Here is a 19,332-nt window from a genome sequence, read left to right as displayed (position 1 = left end):
TGGTCTTGTGCAGGACAGAATTAAAGCGTGTTTTACCGAAAGTATTCAGACGCAAATCGCCGCAGCCGAAGCGCTGCCAGATGCGATTTCCCGCGCCGCGATGACGCTGGTGCAGTCACTGCTGAACGGCAACAAAATCCTCAGCTGCGGTAACGGCGCCTCGGCGGCTAACGCCCAGCATTTTGCCGCCAGCATGATTAACCGTTTTGAGACTGAGCGTCCCAGCCTGCCGGCGCTGGCGCTGAGTGCGGACAATGTGATGCTGACGGCAATCGGTAATGACCGTCTGCACGACGAAATTTATGCCAAGCAGGTTCGTGCGCTTGGACAGGCCGGCGACGTTCTGCTGGCCATCTCCACCCGTGGCAACACCCGCGATATTGTTAAAGCGGTGGAAGCTGCGGTTACCCGCGATATGACTATCGTCGCGCTGACCGGCCATGACGGCGGTGAGCTGGCGGGCCTGCTCGGTCCGCACGATGTGGAAATTCGCATTCCGTCACATCGCAGCGCACGCATTCAGGAGATGCATATGCTGACGCTGAACTGCCTGTGCGATTTGATTGATAACACCTTGTTCCCACACCAGGAATGACTGAAGGAGCTCAAATGAAAGCATTGAACGCTATCGCCATTCTATTAACCGCCATGCTGCTGCAGGGCTGCGTGGCGGTTGTCGCCGGCGGCGCTGCGGTCGCCACCAAAACCGCCACCGACCCGCGTACCGTGGGCACGCAGGTTGATGACGGCACGCTGGAGCTGCGCGTCACTAACGCGCTGGCAAAAGATGAGCAGATCAAAAATCAGGCGCGCGTGGTCGTGACCGCGTATCAGGGCAAAGTACTGCTGACCGGTCAGGCACCGTCAGCCGATCTCGCCAGCCGGGCGAAACAGATCGCCATGGGCGTTGATGGCGCGACAGAGGTGTATAACGAGATTCGCACCGGGCAGAAAGTGAGCCTCGGCACGTCTTCATCAGATACGTGGATCACCACCAAAATCCGCTCGCAGCTGCTGGGCAGCGATCAGGTGAAATCGTCCAACGTGAAAGTCACCACTGAGAACGGGGAAGTGTTCCTGCTGGGTCTGGTAACGCAGGAAGAAGCGAAGGCAGCAGCGGATATCGCCAGCCGTGTCAGCGGCGTGAAGCACGTCACTACCGCCTTTACCATTCTGAAATAATGCCACAGGCGGCCAGCAGGGCCGCCTTTTTTACACCGGAATATCAATCACCAGCGCGCGCAGCGGCGTTTCCGCCTGCAGCGTAATCTGCGCCTCTTCACTGACAAACGCCCCATCGCCACAGCGCAGCTGCTCCTGATGCGCACTGCTGGCCCGTACCTCAAGCGCACCGTGAATCGACTGCAAATAGGCGCGCGGTCCGTGCAGCGCCAGGCTGTACTGCTCGCCCGGTGCCAGCGTGACCTGATGTACCCACACCTGCTGGCGCAGCTGCAAACTGCCGTCCGCGCCATCCGGTGATGCAATCAGTACGTGGGTTTGCTGCGGCAGCGCGCGTTTTTGCAGCAGCGGATTTTCCCGTTCCGGACAGGCGGCCAGCCACAGCTGCATGCGCGTCAGCGGGCGATCCTTGCTGATATTGTGTTCGCTGTAATTGACGCCCTGGCGGGCCGACAGCAGCATCGCTTCGCCCTCGCGCGCCACCAGGTGATTGCCTTCGCTGTCGCGGTATTCGGCTTCACCCTGCAGCACCAGGTTGAGCACATCCACCTGCGGATAGGTGCGCGGCTGAAATGCCGCACCGGGTGCCAGCACTTCCTGATTCAGCACGCGCAGCGAGGCGTAGCCCATCAGCTGGGGATCAAAATAGTGGCCAAATGAGAAGCTATAGCGCGCCTGCAACCAACCGAAATCGGCCTGGCCACATGCGGACGCGCAGCGGGTTGTCATCATGCTTTACCTCCGACGCACTGCGGTGAGAATCCACCACAGGCTTTATACGTCAATGGTAAAAGGCTGGACGCCGGATTGTTAGCCAGTTAATCTGCCTGGCATATTCAAATTTACTGACAGAGAGTCGGCATGGCTAAAGAGCGCGCGTTAACCCTGGAAGCTTTACGTGTGATGGATGCTATTGACCGTCGCGGCAGCTTCGCCGCGGCGGCCGACGAGCTGGGACGCGTGCCATCGGCGCTGAGCTACACCATGCAGAAGCTGGAAGAGGAGCTGGATGTGGTGCTGTTTGACCGCTCCGGCCATCGCACCAAATTCACCAACGTCGGGCGAATGCTGCTGGAACGCGGCCGCGTGCTGCTGGAAGCCGCCGATAAACTCACCACCGATGCCGAAGCGCTGGCGCGCGGCTGGGAAACCCATCTGACCATCGTGGCCGAAGCGCTGATCCCGACCGAGCTGCTGTTCCCGCTGGTAGAGAAGCTGGCCGAGAAAGCCAATACGCAGATTTCGCTGGTCACTGAAGTGCTGGCGGGCGCGTGGGAGCGACTGGAGCAGGGCCGCGCCGACATCGTGATCGCGCCGGATTTGCATTTTCGCGCCTCCACCGAGATCAACACACGCAAGCTGTACAGCATTATGAGCGTGTATGTTGCCAGTCCGGATCACCCGATTCATCAGGAAGCCGAGCCGCTGTCCGAGGTCACGCGCGTTAAGTATCGCGGCATCGCTGTGGCGGACACCGCGCGCGAACGTCCGGTATTGACGGTGCAGCTGCTGGACAAACAGCAGCGCCTGACGGTAAGCAGCATGGATGATAAACGCCGCGCGCTGCTGGCGGGTCTCGGCGTAGCGACCATGCCCTATCCGATGGTAGAGAAAGATATCGCCGAAGGCCGCCTGCGCGTTGTCAGCGCCGAGTATACCCGTGAGGTGGATATTATTATGGCGTGGCGCCGCGATAGCATGGGTGAAGCCAAAGCCTGGTGCCTGCGTGAGATTCCAAAACTGCTGGCGAAACGCGGCTGATTTCGGGGCTGGCGGCCTTTCGCCCTCACCGCAGCCCTCACCCCAGCCCTCTCCCGCACGCGGGAGAGGGAGCCGTCCGGGCATGGTTTGAGGGTCAGAATTCAGTCAATCCACCGGGCGCTGAGAATCAGCGCCTGAACTCACACGCCGCTGGGTCGGTCCCCTCGCCCGCTTGCGGGAGAGGGTTAGGGTGAGGGACAAACCACACCCATCCCCATCACAACCGGCTCAGACAATCCATCGCCACTGCTTTAAAGCTGACGAAATCAGCGCAGTCGCGCAATCTTGTCACCGCCCTTTCGCGCAGGAAGGTGACAAACAGATCGTAAATCGCCATCGCCTCCTCGTATTCACTCTTACTGATCGCCAGCAGAAAAATTACCGAAGCAGTCTCATCACCCCAGCTCACGCCGTGCGGTGCCAGCACGGTATAAACCACGGTTTTTTTAGCCAGTAATCCCAGCGAGTGTGGCAGCGCGATCCCTTCGCCCAGCATGGTACTGACAATCGCTTCACGCTCTTCGACCGAAGGATAAAAATCAGCATCGACATAGCCCTCCGCCTCAAGCCGATCGCACAGCAGGCGGAACAGCGCCGACTGGCTCATTGGCCGGTCGAGCACCATGAAATGCTGCGCGTCGAAGTACTTCTCCAGCATGTAAGGCCGGGTGCGATCCACCAGCACCAGCTTGCCGAGCTGTTCCAGCTGAAACTCCGTAGGGAACGGCGACATCATCACTACCGGCTTGTTCTTCTCGCTGAGCCGCGCGGTTGAAATAACAAAATCTTCATCAATGTGCGCACGCACTTCGTAGTCACGCTGCGACAGCCGCGCCGTCACCACCAGCTGCGGGTATTTGCGCAGCAGCAGCGCCTCGATCATGCGCAGCGTGGAGTTGCCGCTGTCGCAGACCAGCAACACCTGCGGGTGTCGCTGGTAGCCGACATCGTAATGTCGCTCCAGCCCGACGCCGATGTGCAGCACCAGAAAGCCAATCTCGTTTTCGCTAATGGTATACGGCGTGTATTTGCCCCAGCTGGTGACGGCCGCCAGCGTCACATCGTAGGCCATCGGATAGTGCTGCTTGATGTTACTCAGCAGTGGATTGGGAATGTGGATTTGATAGCGCACGCGGGTGATCATGGTTTTGATGTGCGTGAGCAGATCGGCGCGCAGCTGCTCATCCTGCTGCAGCCGGTAGTTGTAATGGGTGTTGATGTAGTTAAGCAGGTAATCCACCAGCGCATCCGCGTCATCGGCGTTGATGGTGCTGGGGGCCAGCGCCTGAATCTGCCGCGCCGCAATATTAACGCGCAGCCAGTTCTCTTCGGCCTGCGAGATGCCTTTGCCCACCAGCGGACGCATCAGATTAACCAGATCGTGCGCCGCCTCGCGTATCTCCTCGCCGACATCCTCCGCGCCGGGATCGCTGAGCGGGAAGCCTTCGCTGATGCGACGCACCGCCACCGCGCAGTAAATCAGCAGATAGCGCTCGCCTTCATCGCTCAGCCGGATGGCATGCTGCGTGAAACACTGCGCCAGCAGCGGCTGCAGCTGCGCCAGCATGCCGCTGTGCAGCGCCTCGACCGTCAGCAGCGGGCTGTCCGGCGTCTGCTGGTCGATTTGCCACAGCAGATCGGTCAGGCAGGTGCGAATCGCCGCCTCGCTGCCAAACAGTTTCATACCGTAGCGCGGCTTGGTTTCGATGTTGAGATGATAGCGGCCCAGCCACTCGCGCACTTCCGCCATGTCGCTCTGCAGCGTGGCGCGGCTGACGAACCACTCTTCCGACAGATCTTCCAGCTTGAGCGAATACGCGGCGGTGAGAAAGCGGCTCAGCAAATAGCGCACCCGATCCTGCGAGGTGCGCGGCACCCGCAGCGGTGCCGCACTCTCCTGCTGCAGGCGGCCGAAGCGCACCGCGTCGTCGATTTTTAGCTGATAGCCCGCGCCGCGCGCCAGCACGAACTGAGCGCCGTGCTGTTCCAGCAGCGCATTGAGCGCGGTGATGTCGGTGCGCACCGTGCGCGTTGAAACGGAAAAACGCCGCGCCAGCTCATCCTGTGGCAGCGTTTCGCTTTGCAGCGCCGCGAAGAGTTGAGCTAAACGCTGATTGGGAAATCTCACGGAGCCTCACCTGTTACTCATTTGTTACAGCAGTTTCTTGCACGTTGCCAGAAGCTGACGCACATCGTCAATGCGCGTGTCGCCGCTGGCGCTATCAATAATCGAGCTGTAAACGTGCGGGATGACTTTACTGACCCCGGCCTCCAGAGCAATCCGCACAATCTCTTCGAAATTACTGAGATCGATACCGCCGGTCGGCTCCAGCCAGAAATCATGGCGCGCACAGGCGTCCGCCACCGCGCGATACTCCTCCACCGCTTTCAGGCCGCCCATCGGGAAATACTTCACCGAACTGCCGCCCATATCCTGCAGCATGGCAATCGCCGTGGCGATCGGCACAATACCGTCCGCCGCCTGCGAACTGCGCGGACCGGTGGAGATTTTCACCTTGCCCGGAGTGCCGGTTGGTGAAACCAGACCGTTCACGATAGTGTGTGACTGTCCGAGCAGCGCGCGGCTGGTGGCCACGCCGGTAAAGACCTGATTAACGTGCTGCGGCTGCAGTTCCGCCGAGATTTCACTGACCATCGCCGACTGATTCGGGTCGCCCGCGCCCAGCCCGACCGACAGCGCATTATCAATCAGCGCCGCGTACTCGCGCATATCGGCAATCGCGGCCTCATTCGAGGCGTAGTTTTTCGACAAAACGCCGACCAGCACATGCCCTTCTGCCGCCTGCCAGATCGCCTGCGCATTCTGCTTTGAACCGGCCAGCACGTTGAGGCACAGACGGCCCTGATAGAAATTGGGGTTAAGATTCATGCGCGTTTTCCTCCGCTGAGCAGCGCCTGGATGCGGCTAAAGATGATGTGCAGCTGTTCCGCGCTGACGCTGCGCACATCCGCTTCGATAATGCCTTCGTTGGCTTTATAGCCGCGGAAATAGATGGCGATGTCGCCGTTTTTCAGCGCCTGCACCAGCTCGCCGGTCGGCCAGCCCGTCACCGCTTCATCAAATTTGATTTCAGCGCGGGCGATGTCACGACCGGCCGCATCCCACACCACGCGCGCGCTGACGCCGTTCAGCGTGTTGAGGTTATCGATAAAGGGCGTCATCTTCGCCACCATGTCGGCACCGCTGGTTTTGTTCTGCAGCAGGTAGTTTTCAATCGCCTGAGTCAGACCGAGAATGCCCTCTTTGCCGACTTTCATCGCGCGGCCAATGCCGTTACTCTGGCGTTTCACCCACTCGACGTACTGGCTGCGGCCAATCACCAGGCCGCTGGTTGGCCCTTCAATCGCTTTGGCACCGCTGTAGATCACCAGGTCGGCTCCCATCTGGTAATAGCACTGCAAATCCTCTTCGGCCGCCGCATCGACAATCAGCGGAATACCGTGTTTGCGCGCGACCACCGCCGCCTGTTCGACGCTGAGATGGCTTTTCTGCACACAGTGATGCGACTTGACGTACAGCAGCGCCGCGGTGGTCGGCGTGATGGCCGCCGCCAGCTGTTCTGGCGAGCACTCATTACTGTAGCCGGCCTCAATCAGGCGTCCGCCGCCCAGCGCCACCATGCTGCCCACCGGCGCGCCGTAGTTCACGTTATGGCCTTTCGGCACCACAATGTCGTGCGGCACGCTGAGCGGCGCGGCGTGCAGGTTATCCAGCAACCAGTCGTTATTTTTGACGATCACCGCCGCTACGCACTGGGCAATACCGGCCGAGGCGCAGGACACCACCACCGCGTTTTCGACTTCCAGCAGGCGCGCGATGTAGGCACCGGTTTTATTGACCAGATCTTTGATCTCAAAGTAGTGATTGAGGCCATAGCTGACGGTATCCACCACGTCGGCGGACGGCGTCGACACGCCGAGAATGGTCATACGGCCGGAGGCGTTGATCACCTGTTTCAGGTCATATTTCTCATAAATCGAAGACATGATGCGCTTTCCCTTCCTCAGTCAGATGCCACTGGCCCGCGATCACCACGGCCAGCGGCAGCAAATGTTGCTCACCCGTGACCCGTTCGCCTTCAGCATCGACGAACGGGCGGGCTTCCTCTTTGACGGTAAAAATGGTCAGATCGGCGTCATAACCGGCGGTCAGATGCCCTTTACCGGCCAGACGCAGACCCGCTGCGGCATTAACGGTGACGCAGGCGATCACCTGCGGCAGCGTCATGCCGATGGAGAAAAATTTCGACATCACGTGCGCCAGGCTGTGTACCGGGCCGTTGATGCGGTTGCGACAATAGATATCGGAGCTGATGGTGTCCGGCAGAATGCCCTGGGCAATCGCCTCACGCGCCACCGCAAAACTGAAGCTGGCGCTGCCGTGGCCGATATCCAGCTTCACGCCGCGCGCGATCGCCTGCTTAACCGCCGCTTTCAGCTCGCCCTGCGGTGACAGAATGCGGTTCGGCTTGCCGTTGAAGCAGTGGGTGATGATGTCGCCGGAAGTGAGCAGCGCGGCGATCTCTTCCAGCACCGGCGGGTTGTTACCGATATGCACCATCAGCGGCAGATTGCCCGCCGCCTGCTGAATGGCTTTGGCGCGCACCAGCGGCTGAATGCCGTTGTCGCCGACCACGCTGCTGCTCATGCGTGCCTTCAGGCCGACAATAAAGTCCGGGCGACGCTGTACCGCCTGCACCACCGCTTCGCCATCAATCTGTGCCATGTCGGCCAGCTCGTTCTGCGTGACGATGCCGGTGCGCGAGATGTTGATCAGCGCGCGCACTTCGGTCTTCGCGCTGCGCGTCAGCTGATAAAAGTCGTCGATGTGATCGGCACCGGTGCTGCCCGCATCCACCACGGTGGTGACACCCTGCGCCACGCCAATCGCGTCGGCTTCGTCGTGGTAAATCGGCGATTTGGGATAGCAGTGTACGTGGCTGTCAATCCAGCCCGCGCTGACGTAGTAGCGGCCGCCGAGATCGCGCTCCTGTTGCGCTGCGCCGTCCACCTTACCGACCGCCGCGATTTTGCCGGCGCGAATCGCGATATCCACCAGCTGTTCATCACACAGACGCGCGCGGCGCAGAATCAGATCAAACATAAAACCCCCATTTACAGAGCGCACATGCCGTAGCGGCGCAATTTATTGCGCGATAAATCGCGCCGCTACGGGATTGTGCAGCCATTTAGCGCTTACAGCGAAACCGGGAAGATAGCGCCAAGCACCATGGCACCGAGAATGGCGCCGCCGGTAATCGGCTTGTTCCACAGGTAAAACAGCAGCGCACCGACCAGCGAACCGAGGCCGATCGGAATCGACGCCGCCATGGCAGACAGAATAATCAGTGGACCAAGGAAGCGACCCGAGGCATTACCGGCCCCCATCATTACGTCCGCGCCGTAGGTGGAATCGCTCTGGTTGATGGTGAATTTACGCGCGAGGATAATCACGTAGCCAATCGCCACGCCAATCACCAGCCCGGTTGCCAGCGAGGCGGCAAAGTTCGCCACCGGAAACACGATACCGGCTCCAAGCAGCAGCGCTGGCACACCGAGGCCGACGCCGGTCTGAATCGCGCCGCCGATATCCAGAATCCCTACCAGCGAGCCTTCAATGATGCGGGCAAACAGGAAGCTGGCACCAAACGCCGCCACCGCGCCGTACACGCCGGTTTCCATGCCGGAGCGCAGCATCGAAACAAATGCCACTTCGTTAAAAGCACCGATGCCGTACAGGTAGTACATGTGCGTCCCGGCGAATACGCCGGAGGAGAGCAGGCCGACAAACAGCGGGAAAGACCAGTCGGCGTACCAGAACCCTTTGTTTTCGTTCTCGTTCATGCTGAAGGCTCCTTATTTGCCGCTCAGGCTGTTGTGGATCATGTCGAGCCAGCCAGGGATGCCGAGCTGGAAGGATTGCAGCAGTTTCACATCGAAGCCACGGAAGAAGCCGCTCAGCACAAACAGCAGGACAATCGCAGCCATCATCACTTTGGTGACTTTGTTCCAGCCGCTCTCTTCCACGCCTTTACCGATCAGAATGCCCAGCACCAGACCCGGCACGGCGTTACCCATGATCAACTGCGCCAGACCACCAAAAATGGTTGCCCAGAAGCCCGATTTCTTACCGGCATCAATTGCCGCCAGCCAGAAGATCACCGGCATCACCGTGTTCACCAGCAGATTCGCCGCCGGCACCAGCACTTTTACCGCGGTAACCTGCAGCGCAGCCGGTACGGCGGAAGCGGTACTGTTCAGGAAGGCCACCACGATCATGCCGATGATGCCGCAGGCAATCGCCATGCGCTTCGGGTTATGCAGCGTTTCCGCGACGTTGCGGTTCTTTACCATCAGTGCGGCCGCGCCCCAGTTCGGCAGAATGCGGTGATCCACATCCTGCGTGAAGGAGCCCGCGGCAACGGAGGATGCCCAGGCGTTAAAGAAGAAGCCGAGACCAAAGGAGAAGTGCGAAGCCGGATCGCCCTCGCAGGAGTTGAGCTCGCCCAGCGTACGGAAGGCACCCATCCCCTGCGTGACGGGCGCGTGGAACATGCGCGCCGCGCCCGCTCCAACGCCCACGCCGACTAATCCACCTATGATCAACGACTTAAACAAAATGATTAAAAACATATTGTTACCCTTGTTGTCGTTATTCTTACGTTGCTGTGAAGGTCACGCTCTCGGTGTCGATCACAGTGACGCTGACGGTAATTTCCAGCTCCACGCTGTAATTCCGCCGTTCACGCGCGAGGAAGAAGAACAGAAATTTCTCCTTCCGCACGCTCTCCTGCGCGCGCAGCACCCGCACATCGAGCGGTTCAATGCGCAACAGAATTTTCTGGCTGGTGCGCAGCACCTGCTGCTGCACCTTGCTGAGCGCATCGGCGAAGGCTTTTGCTTTGCTGTCGCCTTTGCCCTGCACCGTAACCTGCGTCTCATACTGTTGTTTCATGCTTAGCTGCCGTGTTTTTTATTCCAGGCCTGAACCAGACGCTCACCCAGCTCTTCTTTATCCATGAAGCCAAAACCGAGCACGGTGGCGCCTTCGTTGATGGCGGTTACCCCTTCGTCAACCGAACGCATGCCGTGTTTGGCTTTGTAGCCGTACTTGTTCTGCGCGGTGATGGCACCGGCGCCGCCGCTGCCGCAGAAGGAGATGCCGAAATCAGCGTTTTCCGCCTTCATCACATCGCCCAGTTTCATATCCGCCGCCACGCCCGGCACCACTACTGCCCGGCCGCCGGCTTTTTCCACGCCCGCTGCCACTTTCTGTCCTTTACCCAGACGATCGCCAATCACTACCGTTACCATATTCCGTTCCTCTCTCAATTCATGCTTCGTTCGATTTCGCCACTTCGATATGCACCGACAGCAGCCAGGCTTCTTCGACAGGCAAATTGTCAAACAGATCCACCACCTGCTGCGCCAGCGCCATGGTCTCAGGCGAGATGTCCTCAAACAGTTCGGCTTCGACGTCCGGCAGCGCCTCTCCGGTGAGAGAGCGTGCCGCCATGGCGCGGACATGTGAGGCCAGCATTTGCTGTTGCACCGCATTGGCTGCAATGTGGTGCGCGGCATACAGCGCCGCGATTTGATTCATCACCTTATCCGCCAGCGCCTGGATTGCCTCCGGCGTGCTCGGTTTCAGTGGGACAGCATCACTCCTCACCTTGTTACTCCTGTTTACAGCGGACAATGTCAGATAATTCGCGTTGAGAAGAAATTACGCTGTCCGCCTGGCGGTGTGGAGACGCAACATTTCCACCTCAAAGTGGAAATCCCACGGGCGACTGTGCGCCAGATCGCACGATGCACGAACTATGCGAGATCGCTCACGAAATGCGTGAAATGAGGTAAAAAGCGGGATAAAAACGGTGGAATGACGCGAAGCCGCGGCAGGAATAAGGCCAGCCTGCGGGCTGGCCCGGTTTATCAGCGGAATTTCTTATGGTTGGCGTTACGGATATCTTCCAGTTTCTTCGCTTCGGTTTTCGCCTCGTCCAGCTTGTTAGCCTGCGCCAGCTGGTCGACGACATCAATCTGGGCAATCAGTGAGTCCAGGCCGGCGTGGTAATCCTTGATCTGTGCGCTGTCAGCGCCCTGACCTTCCAGTTTTTCCGGCGTGGATTTTTTTGCATCCTGCGCAGCGGCACGCATCTTGCCCAGTGCAGCGTGCATTTCCTGGGCGTCAGAGGTTTTCTTAACGACACTCAGCCCGTCTTTCAGGGTATCCATATCCTGCTCCAGGTCAGCCGCGAACAGGCTGGCTGAAGAGAACAGCAACGACAAAGACAACATAGCAATCACATGCTTACGCATAACGTTTTCCTTTAATTATTATCAGGCGAAAAAAAAGCAGCCGCTGTGGGCTGCTTTCATCAAGCGATGTCTTTATTGTCCGGCGATTTTCATCTCCGGCAGCAGCACCGATCCGCATTGTATATTGCTGCGCGTTTCAATGTCGTTACCGACCGTTACCATATTGAGCCACATATCTTTGAGGTTGCCCGCAATTGTGATCTCGCTCACAGGGTATTGAATTTCACCGTTTTCAACCCAGAAGCCAGCCGCACCGCGTGAGTAGTCGCCGGTCATGGCGCTGACGCTGGAACCCATCATCTCGGTAACGATCAAACCGCGCCCCATTTGCTTCACCAGATCGTCAAAGCTGTGGCCCTGACCGGCGATGCGCCAGTTATGAATGCCGCCCGCATGGCCGGTGCTTTGCAGGCCGAGTTTACGTGCTGAATAGCTGGTCAGCAGCCAGTTCTGCAGCACGCCATCTTTTACGATATCGCGCGCTTCGGTGCGTACGCCTTCGCTATCAAACGGCGTCGAGGCCAGCCCTTTCAGCAGATGCGGTTTTTCTTCAATCGTCAGCCACGACGGCAGAATTTGCTGGCCCAGCGCGTCAAGCAGGAAGGTGGATTTACGGTAAACGCTGCTGCCGCTGATCATGCCCACCAGATGGCCGAACAGGCCGGTAGCCACTTCCGGCGCAAACAGCACCGGCGCTTTCATGGTCGGCAGCTTACGTGGCGAAAGACGTGCCAGCACGCGGCGCGCGCACTCCGCGCCCACCCAGTCGGCGCTTTGCAGATCGCCCATCGCGCGGCCAATGGTATAGGCGTAGTCGCGCTCCATGTCACCGTTGTGCTCGGCAATGACGCAGCTCGACAGCGAATGCCGGCTCGAGCAGTAGCTCTGCAGCATGCCGTGACTGTTACCAAAGACTTTGATACCGACGTGGCTGTTAAAGCTGCCCCCCTCGGTATTGGTGATGCGCTTATCAGCCTGCAGCGCGGCCTGCTCGGCCTGCGCGGCCAGCTCGATGGCGCGATCGGCGTCGATCTCCCACGGGTGATAGAGATCGAGATCCGGCGCCTCAAACGCCAGCAGATCGCGCTCGGCCGGCGCAGCACAGGGATCGGGCGAGGTGTAGCGCGCGATATCGATCGCCGCCTGCACGGTGCGTTTAATCGCGTCCGGGCTGAGATCGGTCGAGGAAGCACTGCCTTTGCGGTTTTGGTGATAGACGGTGATGCCAAGCGCGCCATCGCTGTTGAATTCGACGTTTTCCACTTCGCCGTAGCGGGTACTGACACCGATTCCGGTGGTTTTGGTGACCGCCACTTCTGCTCCGTCGGTGCTGGCTTGCGCCAGTTCCAGCGCCTGCGCGACAGCCTGTTCCAACACTTTACGTTGTTCTGCAACCTGAGTAGATACGTTCATCGACCTGCCGTCTAATCTTAAGTATGAATTTATTGAGTCTATCAGACTCAGAGAACAATTTCGCAGTCGCCCGATAAACTGGTAGGATTAGCCTCTTTTTTTAGGGAGCCAACAGATGACGAAGCAGCCCGAAGACTGGCTCGACGATGTGCCGGATAATCAGGAAGAAGAAGACGAAGAGATTATCTGGGTCAGTAAAAGTGAAATTAAACGCGACGCCGAGGAGCTGAAACGCCTGGGCGCCGAGTTAGTGGATTTAGGGAAGAACTCCCTGGATAAGATCCCGCTTGATGAACAGCTGCGTGACGCCATTGAACTGGCGCAGCGCATTAAGAAGGAAGGCCGCCGCCGCCAGCTGCAGCTGATTGGTAAAATGCTGCGTCAGCGCGACGAAGAGCCAATCCGCCTGGCGCTGGATAAGCTGAAGAACCGCCACAACCAGCAGGTTGCGCTGTTCCATAAGCTGGAGCAGCTGCGCGATCGGCTGATTGAACAGGGTGATGACGCGGTGGCGGAAGTGCTGAATCTCTATCCGCACGCTGACCGTCAGCAGCTGCGCAGTATGATCCGCAACGCGCAGAAAGAGAAAGCCGCCAGTAAGCCGCCAAAAGCCGCCCGCCAGATTTTCCAGTACCTGCGCGAGCTGGCTGAAGCGTAAGTCCGCTGCGGACGGCTGCCCTGCCCTCACCCTAACCCTCTCCCGCAAGCGGGAGAGGGGATATAAAGTACAGTGCCGGGTTAGAAGCAGAGTGTTGAAGTAGCTGAGGACGAGCGCTAAATGTGACGTCCGCACCGCGCGGCCCCTTCTCCCGCTTGCGGGAGAAGGAATAGCACAGTGCTGAGGTAGCTGAAGCATTGTGCTGAGGTAGCGGAGGACGAGCGCTGAATGTGACGTCCGCACCGGACGGCCCCTTCTCCCGCTTGCGGGAGAAGGCTGGGATGAGGGCAGATCGCCTCTCTCCCAGGGCCGGCCTGAACCGGCCACGCATTACTTACCTAACCGCTCCAGCAGTTTCTGATGAATCCCGCCAAAGCCGCCGTTGCTCATCACCAGAATCGAATCACCCGGCTGCGCCGCTTTAGCCACCATCTCCACCAGCGTATCAATGTCCGCGCTCCAGTGCGCAGGCTGAATGCAGGCGTCCGCAACGTCGGCGACCTGCCACGGAATGTGGTGCGGCTGGAACAGGAATACCTCATCGGCACGCCCTAACGAAGGGGCCAGTTCGTTCTTGCTCACGCCCATCTTCATGGTATTAGAGCGCGGCTCAAGCACCGCCAGAATGCGTGCGGTACCGCCGACTTTACTGCGCAGCGCCGCCAGCGTAGCGAGAATCGCCGTTGGGTGATGGGCAAAATCGTCATACACCTTAATCGCGTTCACTTCGCCGCGTAGCTCGAGGCGACGACGCGCGTTAATGAAGCTGTTCAGCGCCTCACCGGCATCGCACGGCTTCACGCCAACGTGACGTGCGGCGGCAATCGCCATCAGGCCGTTGTGCATGTTGTGTTCGCCGACCAGCGCCCAGTTCACTTCCGCCACTTTCTCACCGTCGAGCCACGCTTCCCAGCGCGAGGCATCCGGCACCAGCTTCTTCGCCTGCCAGCGGCCGTTATCGCCCACGCTCTCCTGCTCGCTCCAGCAGCCCATCGCCATCACCTGCTTAATGTTGTGATCGTGTTCCGGCAGCAGGATCTTGCCCTGACCCGGCACGATGCGCACCAGATGGTGGAACTGCTTCTGGATCGCCCGCAGATCGTCGAAGATGTCGGCATGATCGAACTCAAGATTGTTGAGGATCAGCGTGCGCGGGCAGTAGTGTACAAACTTGGAACGCTTGTCGAAAAACGCGCAATCGTACTCATCTGCTTCAATGACGAAGAATGGACTTTTTCCTAATTTTGCCGATACGTCGAAGTTACCCGGCACCCCACCAATAATAAAGCCCGGTTCCAGGCCGCAGGCCTCGAGAATCCACGCTGCCATGCCGGCTGTGGTGGTTTTGCCATGGGTACCGGCCACCGCCAGCACCCAGCGATCGCGCAGCACGAAATCGTGCAGCCATTGCGGTCCGGAGAGGTAAGGAATGTTGCGTTCCAGCACCGCTTCCACGCACGGGTTGCCGCGCGTCATGGCGTTGCCGATGATTACCAGGTCCGGTGCCGGCTCCAGCTGCGAGGCGTCGTAACCTTCAGTTAATTCAATGCCTTGCTGTTGCAGCAGCGTGCTCATCGGCGGATAGACATTGGCATCTGAACCGGTCACTTCGTGTCCGAGCGAGCGGGCCAGCATCGCCAGTCCGCCCATAAAAGTGCCACAAATCCCAAGGATGTGAATGCGCATAAAAAGATCCATTACTCAAAAGTTCGGCGCACAGTGTAACGCCGAGTCCGGAGGGAAGAAACGGATTAGGACTATGGTTTTTGAAGTTCAATCGGCTAAACTGCGTACGCATACGTTGGTAGCTTGTTACAGCTGCTGCCACTCCATCGTAGATTCAGGGAATGTGTTATGAAAACGTTAGGCGAATTCATCGTCGAGAAGCAACACGACTTTCCTCACGCCACAGGTGAACTGACGGCGCTGATTTCCTCCATCAAGCTGGGCGCAAAAATCATCCACCGCGACATCAACAAAGCGGGTCTGGTGGATATTCTCGGTGCCAGCGGCGTAGAGAACGTGCAGGGTGAGCAGCAGATGAAGCTGGATCTGTTCGCTAACGAAAAGCTGAAAGCGGCACTGAAGGCGCGCGGTGTGGTCGCGGGGATTGCTTCCGAAGAAGAAGATGAGTTTGTCATCTTTGAAGGTTCGGAGAACGGTAAGTACGTAGTATTAATGGACCCGCTGGATGGTTCTTCGAACATCGACGTTAACGTTTCCGTCGGCACCATTTTCTCGATTTATCATCGTATTAGCGAGCCAGGCACGCCGATCACTGAAGCCGATTTCATGCAACCGGGCCACAAGCAGGTTGCCGCAGGTTACGTGGTGTACGGTTCCTCAACCATGATGGTGTACACCACCGGCGTGGGCGTTCATGCCTTCACTTACGATCCGTCGCTCGGCGTGTTCTGCCTGAGCCACGAACGCATGACCTTCCCGGAAAAAGGCTACACCTACTCGATCAACGAAGGGAATTACATCCGCTTCCCGCAGGGCGTGAAAAAGTACCTGAAGTTCTGCCAGGAAGAAGATGTTTCAACGAAGCGCCCTTACACCTCGCGCTACATCGGTTCACTGGTGGCGGATTTCCACCGCAACCTGCTGAAAGGCGGCATTTATCTCTATCCCAGCACCGCCAGCCACCCGAAAGGCAAGCTGCGCCTGCTGTATGAGTGCAACCCGATGGCCTTCCTCGCCGAACAGGCGGGCGGTAAAGCCAGCGACGGTAAAAACCGTATCCTCGATATTCAGCCGGAAACGCTGCACCAGCGCTGCCCGTTCTTCTGCGGTAATGATGCGATGGTCGACGACGTGGAACGCTTTATGCGTGAGTTCCCGGACGAACATCAGGCGTAATGTAAGCGGGCATTTAAAATGCCTGCGTGTGTGAAGCCTGTTAGTTAATGATTTTGGGTCGCCATTAATGGCGACCCTACAGGTTGATGGCACGGATTATGTTGGGTGCGCATTTATGCGCACCGGCATACAGAGATTAATTGCCACTAAATCGGCATTACGTCGGTGCCCAGGCTTAATTATTTTTTATTTCTGATTCTTGCCTGACGATTAATTAATTCACCATTCTCCGCATAATAACGACTCGGCCAGATCTCAGCCGGCGAAATACCAATTGCTTCGGCAATAATTAATTCCCCTTTCGGCCACGGACGCGCCAGCGCGTTGGCTAACGTGGTGGAACATAATCCCGCCTGTCGGGATAACGCCGCCATTGAGGTTCCCTTTTTACGCAGCGCCGCAATGATATCGGCCGGATGCCAGTCTGACTTCGCATTATTCACGCAACTCTCCTTAGTTCGCTTATCCATTCCCGTGACGATACTACGTTACTCGTAGTATCTGACAAGCGCTAAATCTACGATTCTCGTAGTTATGAAACCGACCTCCTCGCTGCAAGACACTTTTTGTCGACGCCTGAAACAAGCGCGTCTGGCGAAAGGTTTGTCGCAGAAAGGATTGGGTATTGCCGCAGGGATCGAAGAGTTTTCTGCCAGCGCGCGTATTAATCGCTATGAACTGGGCGTGCATAAACCGGACTTATTAACGCTGCAATTACTGGCGCAGGTGCTGGAAGTGCCGGCAGCCTATTTTCTGGCGGAAGATGATCGGCTGGCCGCCATGATTCTGGCGTTTCCCGCCGGTCTGAACAGCGGTGCACCATAAGACGCACCGCGTAAATTACCGCGTTATCTTCTCCCGCGTCGCCATCCATCAGGGCGAACGCAGGCAGCGTTACCGGTCATCCCTGACCCCACCCTGATTATGCTGTCGCCACGCGGAACTGTGCCATGGATGCCTGCAACTGCTGCGACTGCGCTTCCAGCGACTGTGTAGCGGCGCTGGCCTGTTCCACCAGCGCGGCGTTTTGCTGCGCGGCTTCATCCATCTGCGTCACCGCCTGATTGACCTGCTCAATGCCGCGGCTCTGCTCTTCCGAGGCGATGGAGATCTCTTTCATTAGCGCGGTGACCCGCATCACTTCACTGGAGATCTCATCCATGGTTTCGCCGGCGCGCGTGGCCATGTCGCTGCCCTCTTTGACCCGCGTCTGTGATTCGCTGATCAACTCACGAATCTCTTTGGCGGCGCTGGCGCTGCGCCCGGCCAGGGTGCGCACTTCGTTGGCAACCACGGCAAAACCACGCCCCTGCTCACCGGCACGCGCCGCTTCCACCGAAGCGTTGAGCGCCAGGATGTTGGTCTGGAACGCAATACCGTCGATCACGCTGAGAATATCGGCGATCCGATCGGAGCTGTGGGTGATCTCACGCATCTTCTCCATCACATAGCACACCACTTCCGCGCCGCGGTCGGCGGTATCGGACACGCTACTGGCCAGCTGATTGGCCTGCTGCGCGTTGCTGGCGTTAAGCCGGACGGTAGCCGTGAGCTGCTCCATGCTGGCGGCAGTCTGCTCGAGCGAGGCCGCCGACTCTTCCGTGCGCTGCGACAGATGCACCGTGCCCGCGGACAGCTCGCGGCTCCCGACGTCAATCTGCAGGCTGGCTTCACGCACCTGGCTGACCGAGTTGCGCAGCGCCAGCTGCATTCCCGTCAGCGCCTGGTTCAGACGGCCGATTTCGTTATTGGCCGCTGCCGGCAGCGGCTGCGACAGATCGCCGGCTGCAATCTGCTCCAGATGCTGGATTGCCCCATCCAGCGGACGCAGTAGCGCGCGGCGCAGCAGCAGCCAGGCCAGTGCAATCAGCAACAGGGTCAGCGCGACGGCGACGCCAATCATGATCTTCATCTGCAGTTCATTGTGCGCCGCTGCCGCCAGACGTGCGGCAGAGACTTCGTCGGCATACAGGCTGAAGTCGTTCACTGCCTTTGAATAGTTAGCCGCCAGCTGCGACAGGTTGCCTTCCAGCACCTGGTAATACTCATCGGTATACTGCTTTTGCAGCGCATCCATCATGGGTGCCATGGCACCTTTCTGATACGCGCTGAACGCGGCCGCGACCGCATCGGCGAGGCTTTTGCCCTGCGCGGTGACGGTACCGGCATCAATAAACGCGGTCAGATGGCGTTGCGAGCTGGCGACATCCGCCTGCGCCTGTTTGGTGACTGTGGCGCCCTCGTCCAGCAGGCCGATTTCAATTTTGCGCACCGCCAGCGCGGCGCTGGCGCGGGCACGCATCAGATCGGCGTTGCTCTGATACAGGCTGTTAAGTTCAATGCCCTGAATACGGTTGATGGCGTCAAGTGACTGGTTGCCGGAATTGATGGCGTAAATGCCCATACCGCTCACTGCCAGCAGCAGCAGCGTCATAAAGGCCAGAAGAGAGAGTAAAGCCGTGCGTATAGATAGCTGTGTGATCATGATAATTCCCGTGCGCTTTAAAAAAGGGAGAATCCAGTAGCCCTAAAACGGAGAGATTATCGGCAGTGACCAGGGGAAACTTTATCCTTCATTGATGGTCAACCTGATTACGATCATCTACGCTTCAGATTTCCTGAAGTTCGTAGCGCTAAAAGCAAGGAATGTAACGATGAAAAAATGGCTTCCGCTTGCCTGTCTGTTCGCGTCCAGCGTGGCAATGGCACAGCAAAACCCTATCGATCAGCAGCTCAATCAATGCCTTAATAAAGAGTCCAGCACTGCCGGCATGTCGCAGTGCTACAGCACGGCCAATAAAGCGTGGGACAAAGAGATGAATGCGCAATATAGCCAGCTGATGAAGAAATTAACCGGTGAGCCCAAAGACAAACTGCGTAATGCGCAGCGCGCCTGGCTGGCCTACCGTGATAGCTGGACCGATGCCAGCCGCAGCTATTTCCTCAGCAGTCAGGGCTCCATGGCGGCGCTGTCAGTGGGCGCGCAGGGCGTCAGTCTGGTGCGCAACCAGGCACTGATGCTGCAATCAATCAACAAAGGCAGTTGCGCCAATCCCGATGATTGTTGATAAATGGGGGCGTTAAACACGCTCAGCGCTGGCCACGGTCAGCGC

Annotated in this window: 22 protein-coding genes; 7 read left to right on the top strand and 15 right to left on the bottom strand. The window is 58.5% G+C overall.

What is annotated here, in order from left to right; all coding sequences use genetic code 11:
* Positions 1–7: 7 nt before the first annotated feature.
* A complete protein-coding gene (gene diaA, locus AC6I7J_RS02355) occupies positions 8–595 on the top strand; it encodes a DnaA initiator-associating protein DiaA (RefSeq protein WP_021509716.1) in 588 nt (195 codons plus the stop codon).
* A gap of 14 nt (positions 596–609) precedes the next feature.
* The gene (gene dolP / locus AC6I7J_RS02350) at positions 610–1,182 is read left to right on the top strand and encodes a division/outer membrane stress-associated lipid-binding lipoprotein (RefSeq protein WP_021509717.1); all 573 of its coding nucleotides are present in this window, start codon (positions 610–612) and stop codon (positions 1,180–1,182) included.
* A 30-nt stretch (positions 1,183–1,212) separates the two neighbouring features.
* On the opposite strand, the gene AC6I7J_RS02345 is transcribed toward dolP, so the two are convergent.
* Positions 1,213–1,914 (bottom strand): pirin family protein, encoded by a 702-nt coding sequence (locus AC6I7J_RS02345; protein WP_031280148.1) that lies wholly within the window; start codon positions 1,912–1,914, stop codon positions 1,213–1,215.
* Positions 1,915–2,043: 129 nt separating this feature from the next.
* Between AC6I7J_RS02345 and AC6I7J_RS02340 the strand changes: the two genes are divergently transcribed.
* Positions 2,044–2,943 (top strand): LysR family transcriptional regulator, encoded by a 900-nt coding sequence (locus tag AC6I7J_RS02340; RefSeq protein WP_021509719.1) that lies wholly within the window; start codon positions 2,044–2,046, stop codon positions 2,941–2,943.
* Between the two features lie 217 nt (positions 2,944–3,160).
* On the opposite strand, the gene AC6I7J_RS02335 is transcribed toward AC6I7J_RS02340, so the two are convergent.
* The 11 genes from AC6I7J_RS02335 to pmbA all read right to left on the bottom strand — a co-directional run bounded on the left by AC6I7J_RS02335 (position 3,161) and on the right by pmbA (position 12,699).
* Complete coding sequence (locus tag AC6I7J_RS02335) at positions 3,161–5,071, bottom strand: BglG family transcription antiterminator (RefSeq protein WP_021509720.1); 1,911 nt, start codon at positions 5,069–5,071, stop codon at positions 3,161–3,163.
* 24 nt (positions 5,072–5,095) lie between these two features.
* On the bottom strand, positions 5,096–5,833 hold the full coding sequence (gene dagF / locus AC6I7J_RS02330) for a 2-dehydro-3-deoxy-phosphogluconate aldolase (RefSeq protein WP_215800608.1): 738 nt from the start codon (positions 5,831–5,833) through the stop codon (positions 5,096–5,098).
* Positions 5,830–6,951: a DgaE family pyridoxal phosphate-dependent ammonia lyase gene (locus AC6I7J_RS02325; protein WP_498006649.1), complete on the bottom strand. Its 1,122-nt coding sequence runs from the start codon at positions 6,949–6,951 to the stop codon at positions 5,830–5,832. The genes dagF and AC6I7J_RS02325 overlap by 4 nt, the downstream gene beginning before the upstream one ends.
* Entirely contained in the window at positions 6,935–8,068 is a 1,134-nt protein-coding gene (locus AC6I7J_RS02320; protein WP_021509723.1) for an amidohydrolase/deacetylase family metallohydrolase, read from the bottom strand. Before AC6I7J_RS02320 ends, AC6I7J_RS02325 begins: the two co-directional genes overlap by 17 nt.
* 92 nt (positions 8,069–8,160) lie before the next feature.
* Complete coding sequence (locus AC6I7J_RS02315) at positions 8,161–8,808, bottom strand: DUF4310 family protein (RefSeq protein ID WP_021509724.1); 648 nt, start codon at positions 8,806–8,808, stop codon at positions 8,161–8,163.
* Between the two features lie 12 nt (positions 8,809–8,820).
* On the bottom strand, positions 8,821–9,597 hold the full coding sequence (locus AC6I7J_RS02310; RefSeq protein WP_021509725.1) for a DUF4311 domain-containing protein: 777 nt from the start codon (positions 9,595–9,597) through the stop codon (positions 8,821–8,823).
* 25 nt (positions 9,598–9,622) lie between these two features.
* A complete protein-coding gene (locus tag AC6I7J_RS02305; RefSeq protein ID WP_021509726.1) occupies positions 9,623–9,919 on the bottom strand; it encodes a DUF4312 family protein in 297 nt (98 codons plus the stop codon).
* 2 nt (positions 9,920–9,921) lie between these two features.
* The gene (locus tag AC6I7J_RS02300; RefSeq protein ID WP_021509727.1) at positions 9,922–10,278 is read right to left on the bottom strand and encodes an SFCGS family glycine-rich protein; all 357 of its coding nucleotides are present in this window, start codon (positions 10,276–10,278) and stop codon (positions 9,922–9,924) included.
* A gap of 19 nt (positions 10,279–10,297) precedes the next feature.
* Positions 10,298–10,636, bottom strand: coding sequence for a glycine dehydrogenase (locus AC6I7J_RS02295; RefSeq protein ID WP_498006646.1), 339 nt, complete (start codon positions 10,634–10,636; stop codon positions 10,298–10,300).
* Positions 10,637–10,899: 263 nt separating this feature from the next.
* Complete coding sequence (gene cybC / locus AC6I7J_RS02290) at positions 10,900–11,286, bottom strand: cytochrome b562 (protein ID WP_021509728.1); 387 nt, start codon at positions 11,284–11,286, stop codon at positions 10,900–10,902.
* A 72-nt stretch (positions 11,287–11,358) separates the two neighbouring features.
* Positions 11,359–12,699, bottom strand: a complete 1,341-nt coding sequence (gene pmbA, locus AC6I7J_RS02285) for a metalloprotease PmbA (protein ID WP_498006644.1) — start codon at positions 12,697–12,699, stop codon at positions 11,359–11,361.
* Between the two features lie 115 nt (positions 12,700–12,814).
* Between pmbA and yjgA the strand changes: the two genes are divergently transcribed.
* A complete protein-coding gene (gene yjgA / locus AC6I7J_RS02280; protein ID WP_058759857.1) occupies positions 12,815–13,357 on the top strand; it encodes a ribosome biogenesis factor YjgA in 543 nt (180 codons plus the stop codon).
* Positions 13,358–13,687: 330 nt separating this feature from the next.
* Here yjgA and mpl read toward each other — a convergent pair whose 3' ends face one another.
* Entirely contained in the window at positions 13,688–15,043 is a 1,356-nt protein-coding gene (mpl, locus tag AC6I7J_RS02275; protein ID WP_058759858.1) for a UDP-N-acetylmuramate:L-alanyl-gamma-D-glutamyl-meso-diaminopimelate ligase, read from the bottom strand.
* 168 nt (positions 15,044–15,211) lie between these two features.
* Between mpl and fbp the strand changes: the two genes are divergently transcribed.
* Positions 15,212–16,219 carry a class 1 fructose-bisphosphatase gene (gene fbp, locus AC6I7J_RS02270; RefSeq protein WP_021509731.1) on the top strand — a complete coding sequence of 336 codons (1,008 nt, stop codon included), beginning with the start codon at positions 15,212–15,214 and terminating at the stop codon, positions 16,217–16,219.
* A 179-nt stretch (positions 16,220–16,398) separates the two neighbouring features.
* Here the strand turns inward: fbp and AC6I7J_RS02265 are convergent, their stop codons facing one another.
* A complete protein-coding gene (locus AC6I7J_RS02265) occupies positions 16,399–16,662 on the bottom strand; it encodes a helix-turn-helix domain-containing protein (protein WP_021509732.1) in 264 nt (87 codons plus the stop codon).
* A gap of 91 nt (positions 16,663–16,753) precedes the next feature.
* Here AC6I7J_RS02265 and AC6I7J_RS02260 point away from each other — a divergent pair, with 91 nt between their 5' ends.
* A complete protein-coding gene (locus tag AC6I7J_RS02260) occupies positions 16,754–17,044 on the top strand; it encodes a helix-turn-helix domain-containing protein (RefSeq protein WP_021509733.1) in 291 nt (96 codons plus the stop codon).
* A 97-nt stretch (positions 17,045–17,141) separates the two neighbouring features.
* On the opposite strand, the gene AC6I7J_RS02255 is transcribed toward AC6I7J_RS02260, so the two are convergent.
* Positions 17,142–18,701, bottom strand: a complete 1,560-nt coding sequence (locus AC6I7J_RS02255) for a methyl-accepting chemotaxis protein (RefSeq protein ID WP_058775752.1) — start codon at positions 18,699–18,701, stop codon at positions 17,142–17,144.
* A 172-nt stretch (positions 18,702–18,873) separates the two neighbouring features.
* On the opposite strand from AC6I7J_RS02255, the gene AC6I7J_RS02250 reads away from it, so the two are divergent.
* Positions 18,874–19,287 carry a lysozyme inhibitor LprI family protein gene (locus tag AC6I7J_RS02250; RefSeq protein ID WP_021509735.1) on the top strand — a complete coding sequence of 138 codons (414 nt, stop codon included), beginning with the start codon at positions 18,874–18,876 and terminating at the stop codon, positions 19,285–19,287.
* Positions 19,288–19,332 lie beyond the last annotated feature (45 nt).

It is taken from the genome of Type-C symbiont of Plautia stali (assembly GCF_059730935.1).
The sequence above is the reverse complement of the archived record's forward strand: the minus strand, read 5'-3'. Positions and strand labels throughout refer to the sequence as shown.

What these genes read in the sequence shown, in the direction of transcription:
- AC6I7J_RS02250 (WP_021509735.1), top strand. Translation starts at nt 18,874, where the DNA reads ATGAAAAAATGGCTTCCGCTTGCCTGTCTGTTCGCGTCCAGCGTGGCA.
- cybC (WP_021509728.1), bottom strand. Translation starts at nt 11,286, where the DNA reads ATGCGTAAGCATGTGATTGCTATGTTGTCTTTGTCGTTGCTGTTCTCT.
- fbp (WP_021509731.1), top strand. Translation starts at nt 15,212, where the DNA reads ATGAAAACGTTAGGCGAATTCATCGTCGAGAAGCAACACGACTTTCCT.
- dagF (WP_215800608.1), bottom strand. Translation starts at nt 5,833, where the DNA reads ATGAATCTTAACCCCAATTTCTATCAGGGCCGTCTGTGCCTCAACGTG.
- AC6I7J_RS02260 (WP_021509733.1), top strand. Translation starts at nt 16,754, where the DNA reads ATGAAACCGACCTCCTCGCTGCAAGACACTTTTTGTCGACGCCTGAAA.
- pmbA (WP_498006644.1), bottom strand. Translation starts at nt 12,699, where the DNA reads ATGAACGTATCTACTCAGGTTGCAGAACAACGTAAAGTGTTGGAACAG.
- AC6I7J_RS02320 (WP_021509723.1), bottom strand. Translation starts at nt 8,068, where the DNA reads ATGTTTGATCTGATTCTGCGCCGCGCGCGTCTGTGTGATGAACAGCTG.
- AC6I7J_RS02340 (WP_021509719.1), top strand. Translation starts at nt 2,044, where the DNA reads ATGGCTAAAGAGCGCGCGTTAACCCTGGAAGCTTTACGTGTGATGGAT.
- AC6I7J_RS02310 (WP_021509725.1), bottom strand. Translation starts at nt 9,597, where the DNA reads ATGTTTTTAATCATTTTGTTTAAGTCGTTGATCATAGGTGGATTAGTC.
- AC6I7J_RS02305 (WP_021509726.1), bottom strand. Translation starts at nt 9,919, where the DNA reads ATGAAACAACAGTATGAGACGCAGGTTACGGTGCAGGGCAAAGGCGAC.
- AC6I7J_RS02315 (WP_021509724.1), bottom strand. Translation starts at nt 8,808, where the DNA reads ATGAACGAGAACGAAAACAAAGGGTTCTGGTACGCCGACTGGTCTTTC.
- dolP (WP_021509717.1), top strand. Translation starts at nt 610, where the DNA reads ATGAAAGCATTGAACGCTATCGCCATTCTATTAACCGCCATGCTGCTG.
- mpl (WP_058759858.1), bottom strand. Translation starts at nt 15,043, where the DNA reads ATGCGCATTCACATCCTTGGGATTTGTGGCACTTTTATGGGCGGACTG.
- AC6I7J_RS02325 (WP_498006649.1), bottom strand. Translation starts at nt 6,951, where the DNA reads ATGTCTTCGATTTATGAGAAATATGACCTGAAACAGGTGATCAACGCC.
- AC6I7J_RS02345 (WP_031280148.1), bottom strand. Translation starts at nt 1,914, where the DNA reads ATGATGACAACCCGCTGCGCGTCCGCATGTGGCCAGGCCGATTTCGGT.
- yjgA (WP_058759857.1), top strand. Translation starts at nt 12,815, where the DNA reads ATGACGAAGCAGCCCGAAGACTGGCTCGACGATGTGCCGGATAATCAG.
- AC6I7J_RS02300 (WP_021509727.1), bottom strand. Translation starts at nt 10,278, where the DNA reads ATGGTAACGGTAGTGATTGGCGATCGTCTGGGTAAAGGACAGAAAGTG.